12 protein-coding genes are annotated in these 11,557 nt (G+C 45.9%); 9 read left to right on the forward strand and 3 right to left on the reverse strand.

Annotation, left to right across the window (positions count from 1 at the left end):
- Positions 1–62: 62 nt before the first annotated feature.
- The 5 genes from OKS35_RS04530 (at position 63) to argH (ending at position 6,204) form a co-directional block, all read left to right on the forward strand.
- Complete coding sequence (locus tag OKS35_RS04530; protein ID WP_078146999.1) at positions 63–620, forward strand: DNA-3-methyladenine glycosylase I; 558 nt, start codon at positions 63–65, stop codon at positions 618–620.
- Between the two features lie 120 nt (positions 621–740).
- Positions 741–2,228, forward strand: a complete 1,488-nt coding sequence (putP, locus tag OKS35_RS04535) for a sodium/proline symporter PutP (protein WP_047795263.1) — start codon at positions 741–743, stop codon at positions 2,226–2,228.
- 113 nt (positions 2,229–2,341) lie between these two features.
- Positions 2,342–3,484: a CapA family protein gene (locus tag OKS35_RS04540; protein WP_264092580.1), complete on the forward strand. Its 1,143-nt coding sequence runs from the start codon at positions 2,342–2,344 to the stop codon at positions 3,482–3,484.
- A 124-nt stretch (positions 3,485–3,608) separates the two neighbouring features.
- A complete protein-coding gene (locus tag OKS35_RS04545; RefSeq protein WP_264093056.1) occupies positions 3,609–4,823 on the forward strand; it encodes an argininosuccinate synthase in 1,215 nt (404 codons plus the stop codon).
- Positions 4,816–6,204, forward strand: coding sequence for an argininosuccinate lyase (gene argH / locus OKS35_RS04550; RefSeq protein ID WP_264092581.1), 1,389 nt, complete (start codon positions 4,816–4,818; stop codon positions 6,202–6,204). Before OKS35_RS04545 ends, argH begins: the two co-directional genes overlap by 8 nt.
- Before the next feature lie 39 nt (positions 6,205–6,243).
- On the opposite strand, the gene OKS35_RS04555 is transcribed toward argH, so the two are convergent.
- Complete coding sequence (locus OKS35_RS04555; RefSeq protein WP_264092582.1) at positions 6,244–6,840, reverse strand: TetR/AcrR family transcriptional regulator; 597 nt, start codon at positions 6,838–6,840, stop codon at positions 6,244–6,246.
- A gap of 169 nt (positions 6,841–7,009) precedes the next feature.
- Between OKS35_RS04555 and OKS35_RS04560 the strand changes: the two genes are divergently transcribed.
- From OKS35_RS04560 to OKS35_RS04575, 4 genes are all read left to right on the forward strand, one after another.
- Positions 7,010–7,828, forward strand: a complete 819-nt coding sequence (locus OKS35_RS04560; RefSeq protein WP_264092583.1) for a hypothetical protein — start codon at positions 7,010–7,012, stop codon at positions 7,826–7,828.
- A 75-nt stretch (positions 7,829–7,903) separates the two neighbouring features.
- Positions 7,904–8,845, forward strand: a complete 942-nt coding sequence (locus tag OKS35_RS04565) for a DUF5692 family protein (protein WP_264092584.1) — start codon at positions 7,904–7,906, stop codon at positions 8,843–8,845.
- Between the two features lie 73 nt (positions 8,846–8,918).
- Positions 8,919–9,449 (forward strand): biotin transporter BioY, encoded by a 531-nt coding sequence (locus OKS35_RS04570; RefSeq protein WP_012726424.1) that lies wholly within the window; start codon positions 8,919–8,921, stop codon positions 9,447–9,449.
- A gap of 63 nt (positions 9,450–9,512) precedes the next feature.
- Positions 9,513–9,710: a hypothetical protein gene (locus OKS35_RS04575; RefSeq protein ID WP_012726425.1), complete on the forward strand. Its 198-nt coding sequence runs from the start codon at positions 9,513–9,515 to the stop codon at positions 9,708–9,710.
- A gap of 21 nt (positions 9,711–9,731) precedes the next feature.
- Here the strand turns inward: OKS35_RS04575 and OKS35_RS04580 are convergent, their stop codons facing one another.
- Together OKS35_RS04580 and OKS35_RS04585 are read right to left on the reverse strand one after the other, a co-directional pair.
- Positions 9,732–10,580 carry a sulfite exporter TauE/SafE family protein gene (locus OKS35_RS04580; protein ID WP_264092585.1) on the reverse strand — a complete coding sequence of 283 codons (849 nt, stop codon included), beginning with the start codon at positions 10,578–10,580 and terminating at the stop codon, positions 9,732–9,734.
- Between the two features lie 69 nt (positions 10,581–10,649).
- The gene (locus OKS35_RS04585) at positions 10,650–11,537 is read right to left on the reverse strand and encodes an alpha/beta hydrolase (RefSeq protein ID WP_214781307.1); all 888 of its coding nucleotides are present in this window, start codon (positions 11,535–11,537) and stop codon (positions 10,650–10,652) included.
- Positions 11,538–11,557 lie beyond the last annotated feature (20 nt).

Here is an 11,557-nt window from a genome sequence, read left to right on the forward strand (position 1 = left end):
CCCGTCCATTTTGCTATATAATCGTAAGGACATGCTACACTCAAAGAAAGGAGCTGATTGAAATGGAAGAGACAGTACGGTGTCCTTGGTGCGGGACGGATCCACTTTACGTCCGTTACCATGACGAGGAATGGGGAAAGCCCGTTCACGATGACCAAAAGCACTTTGAATGTCTGACACTCGAGAGTGCGCAAGCAGGACTCAGTTGGATCACCATCTTGAGAAAGCGTGAAAATTATCGATTGGCTTATGCCGACTTCGAAGTGCAGCGAGTTGCTAGCTTTACGGATGAGGATGTGGAGAGACTCCTAGCCGATAGCGGGATCGTGCGAAATCGACGAAAAATCGAGGCGTCGATCAATAATGCGAAGCAGTTCATCAAACTACAGGAAGAGTTTGGCTCATTTGATTCGTACATCTGGTCATTCGTCAACGATGCACCGATCCTGAATGCATGGAACCGTCTTGAAGATGTTCCTGCGACGACGGAACTTTCTGAACGATTGAGTAAAGATCTGAAACGACGCGGCTTTAAGTTTTTAGGACCGACAACGGTTTATGCCCATCTACAAGCGACGGGTCTTGTCAATGACCACCTCACCTCTTGCACGTTCCGATAACTTAAGACCAGCTCTCAAAAATATCTTTACATTTCCCCACTTGTTGTGACAATATTTTGACAAAGTGATACTTTATCACTGAAAGCGTATTCATATTTTTTATCTTTCGGGGGGATGTTGATGAACGGAATTTTAGTGTCCATTGTCGTGTACATGGCACTGATGGTCTTGCTTGGGATCATCGCGTATCGGAGAACAAGCAGTATCGGAGATTATATGTTAGGTGGTCGGGCGCTTGGTCCCGGGGTCGCCGCCTTATCTGCCGGTGCATCAGACATGAGTGGATGGCTCTTAATGGGATTGCCTGGTGCCATGTATGCGTCAGGGATTTCAAGTGGTTGGATTGTCATCGGGTTGACAATCGGCGCCTATTTGAACTGGTTATTGGTCGCACCGAGATTACGCATTTATTCATACATATCGGATGATGCGATCACAATCCCAGACTTCTTTGAGAAACGCTTTAAAGACACAAAAGGCGTGTTGCGCTCATTTTCAGCTGCTGTCACGTTAATCTTTTTCACACTGTATGCGACAAGCGGATTCGTCGCCGGCGGTCGCCTATTCAATGCCGTCTTCGACATTGAGTTTGTAACGGGAGTTGTCATTCTCGCTTCTATCATTATTTTGTACACATTTATCGGTGGATTTTTAGCAGTCAGCTGGACAGATTTTGTTCAAGGATTGATCATGCTGTTCGCCCTTATTTTTGTACCTGCCATCGCCATTATGGCAACTGATGGGGTATCAAACGCTTTAGACACGGTACGAAATATTGATGAAGCGTTACTTGACCCGTGGACAGGGCAATCACTCATCGGAATCATTTCGCTATTTGCGTGGGGACTTGGCTATTTCGGCCAACCACACATCATCGTCCGTTTTATGGCAATCGGAAAGCTCGAGGACATTAAGACGGCACGTCGAATCGGGATCTCATGGATGGTCTTCACCGTTGTCGGGGCGATGGCGACCGGATTGTTCGGTCTCGCCTATTACACACAACAAGGCCTCACCATCGATAATCCGGAGAACGTCTTTATCAACCTATCTGACTTATTATTCCCGGATTTGGTGACTGGTGTATTGTTGGCTGCTCTTCTCGCCGCCATCATGTCGACCATCTCCTCTCAATTGCTCGTCTCGTCGAGTGCCGCGACGACAGACTTTTATCAGAAGTTCTTCCGTAAAGAAGCGGGAGACCGTGAACTCGTCATGGTCGGTCGGATTACGGTCATTCTTGTATCCGTCATATCGATTATTCTTGCACTCGATGCAGACGACACCATCTTAAACCTTGTCGGTTATGCTTGGGCAGGGTTTGGTTCATCATTTGGTCCGCTCATCTTGTTCAGTCTGTTTTGGAAACGAACGACGCGTCAAGGCGCGCTTGCTGGAATGTTGACTGGAGCCTTTGTCGTCATTCTATGGAAGAACTATGCCGCTTCTCTTTTCGGAACGTTTGGGACATTGTATGAAATGATTCCAGCATTCTTCCTGTCGGCACTTGCCATCTATATCGTGAGTTTGGTGACACCGCCACCAAATGAGGTCATTCAACGTGAGTTTGACCAAATGCAAGACATGGTCAAAGAACATATCAAATAATTCTCATGACAGGTCAAAAACGACCTGTCTTTATTTATTTAGGCAGGATTTTTCTTAATTATCGACGAATTTTAGGGTTATCGTACGAATCTGTCGTGAAAAGGAGAATCGGGATGAAACCAATCAAGATCGTCTCTCGTCTTACCTTCCTGTCTAGCTTTGTTTTATTAATTGCTTGTGGTACGACTCCGGTAACGAATCAAGAAATACCAGAAGAAGTCGAAGAACCGATTGTCGAGGTACCTGAAGAAATGCCGCCTGCCGAACCGGAACCGATTGTCACGACGGCCTCCCTCTATGCAATCGGCGACATCCTTCTACATGATTCGGTATACAACGCAGCTCGTACTGATGAAGGGTATGAATTTGATACTGCATTCGAACAGATCTCTCCAATATTGAGTCGCGCCGATCTATCAATCGCCAACCAAGAGAGCATGATTGGCGGGAGTGAAATCGGACTTTCGAGCTACCCGGCATTTAACAGTCCTTTTGAAATTGGAGATGCCTTACAACGGGCAGGAATCGATTTGGTCACGACAGCGAATAATCATACGCTCGACCGTGGCGTCCGAGCTATTGAAAATTCGATTGACCATTGGAACGCAATCGGAATGCCTTATACAGGCTCCTTCCTATCGGCTGAGGACAAAGCGAATATTCGTACGTTGACGGCCAACGATATTTCTTTTTCCTTCCTCGCATACACGTATGGGACGAATGGAGTCGTGCCGAAGCAGCCTTATCACGTAAATTATATCGACCTTGCACAGATGCAACCAGAGATCGAGAAGGCGGAACAGTCGACTGACATGACGGTCGTCTCCCTCCATTTCGGTACGGAATACGAGCCGTTACCGAATGAGAGTCAAACTGAGCTCGCCCAATCGTTAGCAGACCTCGGAGTCGACATCATCATCGGTCACCACCCTCACGTGCTGCAACCCCCGACCATGCTAGAAGGAGTTCATGGCAATCAAACATTTGTCATCTACTCGATCGGTAATTTCCTTTCCGGACAACAAGGAGATGAACGAAACACGGGCGGCATCATCGGGATTGATGTGGTCAAGACAATCGAAGATGACCAATCGACTTTTGAATTGAAAAATCCGATGTTCTATCCAACCTTTACGCAAAAATCATCTGATGGACATTATGAGGTCGTCCCGTTAAAGGCTGCTCGTCCTGAACTTCTTTCCCCTGTTAGCAACCATATGTCGCAATGGTTACCCCAACTCAAAATCGAACAATGACGACCACGAAATCACTCGTGGTCTTTTTATTTTCAAAAAAGGGTTGCCACACGACATCTTATCCCTTACACTGAGTTGTATATTTATAAATAAAGATTAATAATTATTCATAAGGGGTGTTCATATTTTGAAACAGAAACTCGTATTGGCTTACTCAGGTGGTCTTGACACATCGGTTGCGATTAAATGGTTGGACGAACAAGGTTATGATGTGATTGCAGTCTGTTTGAACGTCGGGGAAGGAAAAGACTTAGAAAAGATCCAACAAAAAGCGATGAAAGTTGGAGCGAAAAAATCAATCGTCATCGATGCGGTCGACGAGTTCGTCAACGAGTTCGCTCGCTATTCGATGCAGGCCCATACATTATATGAAGGCGTATATCCACTCGTTTCGGCACTATCACGCCCCCTCATCTCGAAAAAATTGGTCGAGGTCGCACAGGCCGAAGGCGCCGTCGCGGTGGCTCATGGATGTACCGGGAAAGGAAATGACCAAGTACGTTTTGAAGTGTCCATTCATGCACTCGATCCTTCACTAGAAATCGTCGCACCGGTTCGGGAATGGAAATGGTCACGTGAGGAAGAAATCGCGTATGCGGCAAAACATCAAATTCCGATTCCAATCGTTCAAGAAGAGCCATTCTCAATCGATCAGAACATCTGGGGACGCGCCATCGAATGCGGCATTTTGGAAGATCCTTGGGCATCACCTCCGGCAAGCGCATATGAGTTAACAGCAGCACTGGAGGATACACCGCATGAACCGACTTTTCTTGAAATTGAATTCAAGAACGGAGTTCCGGTCGCTATTGACGGGAAGAGCCAATCGTTCACCGATATCTTAAAAGAGCTCAATATCGTCGCGGGTGCCCACGGCGTCGGGAAGATTGACCACATCGAGAACCGGGTCGTCGGTATCAAATCACGCGAGGTGTATGAGGCACCTGGCGCCATGACATTAATCACTGCACATAAAGCTCTTGAAGCCTTGACACTCGTTCGTGAAGTGGCGCATTTCAAACCGATTGTCGAACAAAAATTGACGGAAACGATCTACAACGGACTTTGGTATTCACCGCTCACAAAAGCACTTTTTGCCTTTATCGATGAGACACAAGCGACCGTCACAGGAACGGTTCGCATGAAACTGTTTAAAGGACAAGCCATCGTCGACGGACGGAAGTCGCCAATCTCGCTTTATGATGAGGAACTTGCGACCTATACGTCAGCAGATACGTTCGATCAGCAAGCAGCTGTCGGATTCATCAAGTTGTGGGGTTTGCCAACAAAAGTTCAATCAGAGGTGTTGATGGAAAAGGGAGCGTTCGTCAATGAGTAAATTATGGGGAGGCCGTTTCGAGAAGACGGCGAGCGAATGGGTCGATGCATTCGGTGCATCGATTGAATTTGATGCTCAACTCGTCCTTGAGGATTTAGAAGGTAGCATGGCTCACGTGACGATGTTAGGTGACCAGGGCATCCTCTTAAAGGAAGAAGTCACTCAAATCCTTGATGGATTACAACAACTTAAGCAAAAAGCACTCGCGGATGAATTGAAATTCGAGGTGTATCACGAAGATATCCATATGAACTTAGAAGCTCTGCTTCATGAAGCGATCGGACCGGTTGCAGGGAAGATGCATACGGCACGTAGCCGAAACGATCAAGTCGCGACGGACATGCATCTTTACTTGAAAGACCGTGTGAAAGAAGTGATTCAATTGATTGAATCACTTCAGCGTGAATTGCATGCTCACGCTTCAGAAAACGTAGAGACAATCATGCCTGGCTATACGCACCTCCAACGTGCACAACCGATCTCGCTGGCCCATCACTTACTCGCCTATTTCTGGATGCTAGAGCGTGATAAGGAGCGGTTTACGGACAGCTTGAAGCGGATTGATTGGTCTCCTCTTGGCGCAGGAGCCTTAGCCGGGACAACGTTTCCGATTGACCGTTCCCGTTCAGCTGAATTACTTGGATTCAATCGGGTTTACCCGAATAGCCTCGATGCCGTTAGCGATCGTGACTTCATACTCGAGTTTCTTTCAAATGCATCAATGCTTATGATGCACCTCTCCCGCTTCTGTGAAGAATTGATTCTTTGGGCAAGCGAAGAGTATCGCTTCATTACAGTGTCGGATACGTTCTCTACCGGTTCGAGCATGATGCCACAAAAGAAAAACCCTGACATGGCCGAACTCGTCCGTGGAAAATCGGGTCGAGTGATTGGAAACTTGATGGGCTTGTTGACGATCATGAAAGGACTTCCACTCGCTTACAATAAAGATTTACAGGAAGATAAAGAAGGGATGTTCGATACGGTCAAGACCGTTCAAGGCTCGCTCAGTATCATGGCGGGGATGATGAATGAACTGACGTTCCACCCGGACGTCATGAAACAAGCGACCGAACGCGATTTTTCTAATGCGACCGAACTCGCCGATTATTTGACCGCAAAAGGGTTACCGTTCCGTGAGGCACATGAGGTGACTGGAAAACTCGTCAAATATTGCGTGGATGAGCGATTGTATTTACGCGAGCTTCCAATCACGGTATTCCAAACGTACTCTGAATTGATTCAAGAGGATGTGTATCATGCCTTGACCCCTGAACAGGCAGTCGCACGTCGAAACAGTTACGGCGGAACAGGATTCGATGCCGTCCGTGAACAGTTGAAAGAAGCTTCGGCATGTATGAGCACGATGACCTATTCTTAATCATCTCGAACCCGTCACGTTAATCTGTGACGGGTCTATTTATTTATCCTGTTCATTCAGACGTTCAACGAAAGAAGGAAGACCTTTTTCTAGTAGAAGATCGAATACCTCCATCATCTCATCAATAGAATTTTCATTGACGTCTAATAGATATTGCAAGACGACCCCATCGACTGCCGCAATCAGCCATGAACTGAACGCATTGTTTAGACGAGTGTTTTCTAATCCGTACAAATGAATCAGGATTTGTTCGATTTGTTTTGTCCATTCTGTATATTTGTCTTTTAATTTCAGTTGTGCCTCCATGTTCCCCAGTAACACTTCATGAGCAAAATGATACTGCAAGCGGTTCTCTGCATCTTTATGAAACCGTTCCACTGTATTTCGTGCAATCTCTATTTTGATGCGTTCTTTAGAATACGAATCGCCCGTCATTTCTTTTGCGATTTGAGAGGAAACAGACAAGCTCTCATTCATTAAATCGTACAATAAATCCTCTTTATTTTTGTAATGATGATAGATGGCTCCTGTCGTCATATTCGCCTCGATTGCAATCGCTCTGACTGTTGCCCCGTTCACCCCACTTCGAATAATGACCGTTCTCGCTGCATCTAAAATTTTATTTTTACCGTCCACAGTTATTCTCCCCTTTCGAGTCCATTTTAGAATAACATAGCACTACCAATGCGAGTGCTCAGGACTAAATTTTGTGAAATAATTCACATTGACTAAACAGGGTTTTCAGCCTATACTAATAACATAACAAACGTTATGTTTGTTAAATTCAAATGAGAAGGTGAATGGAATGAACGTCTGGCCACATGCAATCTCGATGCCACTCTATTTAGGTTTATTATTAGGAATCATCGTTTTTTTCAGAAAGCACTATAAACTGTCCGCCTACTTTTGGCTCGCTTCGTTATTGACCATCCCACTATGGATGATGGGGAATGTTGATGGATGGTTTCGTTGGGCAAAAATTGTAAGCGTTATCATCCCAACTATTATCGTTGGTTTCTCTCGAATCGCCATTTACGAGAAAAAGAAAGGACGAATTTGGGACTTTTTAAAGCGTGACGAATTTTTATGGTTCTTCTACGCCATATTGTTTTTGAATATCGCAGAAGCCACGATTAAAGATGTGACACTCGGCAACTACTTTAATGCCGCCTGTGGATTTTTACTCTGTGTGACGATTCCTTTCGCACCGACTTTTTGGAAGTTTGCGAAAGAAGGATACGCCGATCTCGTAGCCTATACGACTGGGTCATGGAATTTTATATACACGTCATGGAACGCATGTTTCGTCTATGCAGAATCTCCAACTTATTTTGCCAGCTCGCTCTGCATCTTGCTTGCGGCAGAACTGTATCCAGTCATCAAAGGACGACCAGAGCTTTACATTACCGCTCGTATTTACACGCTTGCAGCCCATTTATTGATTCGCGCATGCTATGACATTTTCCCGCAAGTCATGAACTCTTCGACCTGGTTCAACTCGGAAGTATTGAAATCATGGGGAATGATTAATTTTGTAATCATCGTCCCTTACGTCTTCTGGCATATGTGGCAACTTCATCACAATAAGGCCATCGTCAGCTTTAAGAGAGCCAAAGTATCATGATGGAATCGAATATGTGAACGTATGATTTCGATTGCTCAATAGTGAACAATTAACTGATGTAAGGAGGAGATTTGAGTGGGAATTCTGTATGAAAGAATCGATCTCGTTGGATGGGGAATTGGGTTATTTGTCTTGTTTTGCTTGATGGCTTTCAATGAATTCAGTCGCACGACTAAGTGGGGAGGAATAACGTTATTTTTGATTGTACCGACTATACTGACCCTTTATGTTTGGCCGACAACCGCAGCACCAGGGAATGAATATGGAACGGGTACTTGGTTCAACTGGGTGAAAACATATTCTGCTCTCGCCGGCTGTCTCGGTTTCATGATTATTCGATATCGGCCCTCGCTATTACGAAAGAAATGGGTCTTATTCTTTCCACCGGGGATTTTGGCTCTGAACATTTTAGAAGCTTGTATCCGAGACTTTCAAGTATACTTCTATAACGTTCCCGATGGCGCTTATATCGATCACCTTTGGGTCATGTCCGGACCTTGGAATCTAATGAACGGTTTTGCAGGATTATTGAACATCATCGCCATCTGCGGATGGGTTGGAATCAATATTTCGAAAGATCAATCAAAAGATATGATATGGCCCGACATGATTTGGCCATGGATCATCGCCTATGATTTATGGAATTTTGCTTACGTTTATAATTGTATCTCTGACCACTCGTTTTATGCGGGATTGATTCTGCTCCTTTCGTGTACCATTCCTTCTTTCTTTATTAAAAAAGGAGCTTGGTTGCAACATCGTGCCCACACGTTGGCTTTATGGATTATGTTCGTTATGACAGTTCCAGCGTTCGTCGACCGATTAGCTCCCGTACCGTCGACACATGACCCGAGAGCCTTCTTTATCGTCAGTCTGCTCTCCCTCTTATTCAACATGGCACTTGTCTCCTATCAATTTTATCGGATCCGTCAACGACATCTTCATCCACTCAAGGATGAGCTTTATGTTGAAACGAAGGCATATCAGACAGCTTTGAGTCAAAACGGGCTGTCTTGAAATAATTCTTGCCAACCCCTTCTCAACATGTTAACTTTTATATTGTTAACGTTAACTGAAAAGGGGTTTACATATGAAGATTCAAGATATGACTCAAATCGCCTTCGGCGCAGCACTCATCGCAAGTATCGGTTTCATCGAAATACCGATTGGACCCGTTCCGATCACCCTTCAAACACTCGCCATCATGACCATCGCCGGCATATTCGGTGCACGGAAAGGATTTTTGGCAGTCATCGTGTACCTCCTGCTCGGCTTGATCGGACTTCCAGTACTAAGTGGTCAAGGAGGTCTCGCACCATTTGTAGGACCAACTGTCGGATATTTAATCGCCTTTCCGATTGCAGCGCTCTTCATTGGCTGGTTCAGCGAACGCTACCGCTCCATTCCAGCATTGATTGGCTATAACTTTTTATTCGGTCTAGGGCTCGTCTACTTACTCGGAAGTATCGGACTCGAGATCGTTCTCGGTATGTCGTTCATTGATGCGCTCAAAGTAAATATTCCATTTCTCTTTGGCGACGCATTGAAAGCAGTGCTCGCAGCCATATTAGCCGTGAAAATTTCTCAGAACGTTCAAGTCCGTCGTTCCCTCGCTTCGTAAAGGTTCGAACGTTTCACCCGTTTCCATCTGTGGAATAACTGTAGTATGGAAGGGGGTGTCCCGATGAGCGACTCGACGTTTAAAAAACGCTTGCAGAAAGCGACCCACTTTTACCAACGCTCTGACAAAGGGCAGCGTCAAGGAATCGATAAGTCGTCTCATGAGAAACGTGACACAGATGCGTTCGAGCGAAGACTCCGTGAGGCAAAAGCGAAAGTTGGCGAGATTCAAGAAAACATTGACCATATTGCTAGACGTTAAAACCCCGTCCGAAGACGGGGTTTATTTTTTGCGTTGTCGAATGAGAAGCGTGACGATGAACAGAAGTGCTAATGTGACGAGAAGTGCAAGTGATGCCGTATTCCACCCAATCAAATTCAACCCTACACTGATGGCGACCGTGATATAAAATCCACCGAGCGCTTTTTTGACGTGCTGCGAGCTGAAACGTTGTAGCTGTTTCGCTCCAAAGGGTGACCCGATCATGGCGCCCGCAATCAGAGCAAGACCGTGCAGATAATTCGTTTCAGCACCAGCCACCGCGTAACTTATGACACCGGATACGACGATGAGAAGTGCTGCCGTAATACTCGTTCCGACCGCTCGCTTCATCTCCGTGTTCAACAACTTGACCTGAAGAGGGGTCAAGACGAATCCACCGCTCACGCCCATCAACGAGGAGATGAACCCCGCGAACACACCGATGATTCCAAGGCGTGGTACAGAGTCCGTCCCGACGCTTCCTTCCACATGCTGTTTCGAACGAAAGAAAGAAATTGCAAAATATGTGAGTAATGCGATGTAGACGAGCGAGATGATGAGTGTCGCCCCATCGACCCCTTCTAAATAAAAGACGAGCGGTGTGGCAATCCATGTCCCGACGATCCCGAACACACCGATCCATAAGGCGTGCGACACGTTCACGTTCCGCAAACGAATATGTGAGATCGTTCCTGCCGTCGTTGAGCCGAGTGTCAACATGAGGCTAAGGGCAATCGCCGCACTCGCTTCATATCCGAAGACAAGGAGAAGTGGTGTCAGTAAGATGCCACCACCAATCCCAAAGAAACCGCTCAAGATTCCGATTAGCGTTCCTAAAAGGAGAAACTGTAATACTTGTAAAACGTCCATGTTGTACCCTTCTTTCATTGGTCTCGTCTGCAATCATATCAAAAAGGGGCGTCGAATGCGCCCCTTTGCTTACAATGACCGTTCTAGAAACTCGAATATTTGTTGACGATATTCATTCTGGAATGACTGGTACGACCCGACATGACCTTCGTTATCAGTCACCCAAAGTTCGACGCGTTCTTGTGCTTCAGCCAATTTTTCACTTTCAGAAACAGGAATCGCATCATCGTCTTTACTGTGGATCAATAAGATAGGAGCCTCAATCAACTTGATATCCTGAATAGGAGATACGACGTCGGCATCGAGACCGGTGAACCAAGGGGTCACAGTCATGATGACGGGCGTGAACGGAACGTTCGGTAAGTCACTCCATACCGGAAGATTTGTCTCGAGATAATTTCGTAAATCACTAAACGGACTGTCGGCGATGACTGCAGCAACTTCGACATCATCAGCTGTAGAGAGTGCTGTCGCCGCTCCCATTGAAATCCCGTACAAGACAACCGGTCCTTTTGAACGACCTTTCGCATATTGGATGGCCGCTTTTAAATCGGATTGTTCTTTAGCGCCGACCGTGACTCGGTCACCCTCTGAAATCCCTGACCCGCGAAAATCGAACGTTAAAAATTGGTATCCTTGTTCATGAAATTCTGGAATCAACTCTTTCAACGGTAAATCTTCCTGTTCACGATTCTTCCCATATCCGTGGGCAAAGACGATGGTCGCACGCGGCGTAGGATGAGGAATCCACCATCCGTATAAGTCATATCCTTCCTCCGATTCGATTGTCACATTCTCATACTTCAAACCAAGTGATTTCGGGGTATATGTCAATGTTTCCCGCTCCGGTGACGTCAACTGATCCCCAATATGAGCCGAGATTCCTCCGATAGCCAAACCGGCAACGAGTAAAATGATGAGTACCGCAATACTCACTAGTTTCATCCAACGATTCATCCGTAACTTCCCCTCGATTC

Origin of the sequence: Exiguobacterium sp. N5 (assembly GCF_025842465.1) — a bacterium.
Lineage (GTDB): Bacteria > Bacillota > Bacilli > Exiguobacteriales > Exiguobacteriaceae > Exiguobacterium > Exiguobacterium profundum.

What these genes read in the sequence shown, in the direction of transcription:
- OKS35_RS04530 (WP_078146999.1), top strand. Translation starts at nt 63, where the DNA reads ATGGAAGAGACAGTACGGTGTCCTTGGTGCGGGACGGATCCACTTTAC.
- putP (WP_047795263.1), top strand. Translation starts at nt 741, where the DNA reads ATGAACGGAATTTTAGTGTCCATTGTCGTGTACATGGCACTGATGGTC.
- OKS35_RS04540 (WP_264092580.1), top strand. Translation starts at nt 2,342, where the DNA reads ATGAAACCAATCAAGATCGTCTCTCGTCTTACCTTCCTGTCTAGCTTT.
- argH (WP_264092581.1), top strand. Translation starts at nt 4,816, where the DNA reads ATGAGTAAATTATGGGGAGGCCGTTTCGAGAAGACGGCGAGCGAATGG.
- OKS35_RS04560 (WP_264092583.1), top strand. Translation starts at nt 7,010, where the DNA reads ATGAACGTCTGGCCACATGCAATCTCGATGCCACTCTATTTAGGTTTA.
- OKS35_RS04570 (WP_012726424.1), top strand. Translation starts at nt 8,919, where the DNA reads ATGAAGATTCAAGATATGACTCAAATCGCCTTCGGCGCAGCACTCATC.
- OKS35_RS04575 (WP_012726425.1), top strand. Translation starts at nt 9,513, where the DNA reads ATGAGCGACTCGACGTTTAAAAAACGCTTGCAGAAAGCGACCCACTTT.
- OKS35_RS04580 (WP_264092585.1), bottom strand. Translation starts at nt 10,580, where the DNA reads ATGGACGTTTTACAAGTATTACAGTTTCTCCTTTTAGGAACGCTAATC.
- OKS35_RS04585 (WP_214781307.1), bottom strand. Translation starts at nt 11,537, where the DNA reads ATGAATCGTTGGATGAAACTAGTGAGTATTGCGGTACTCATCATTTTA.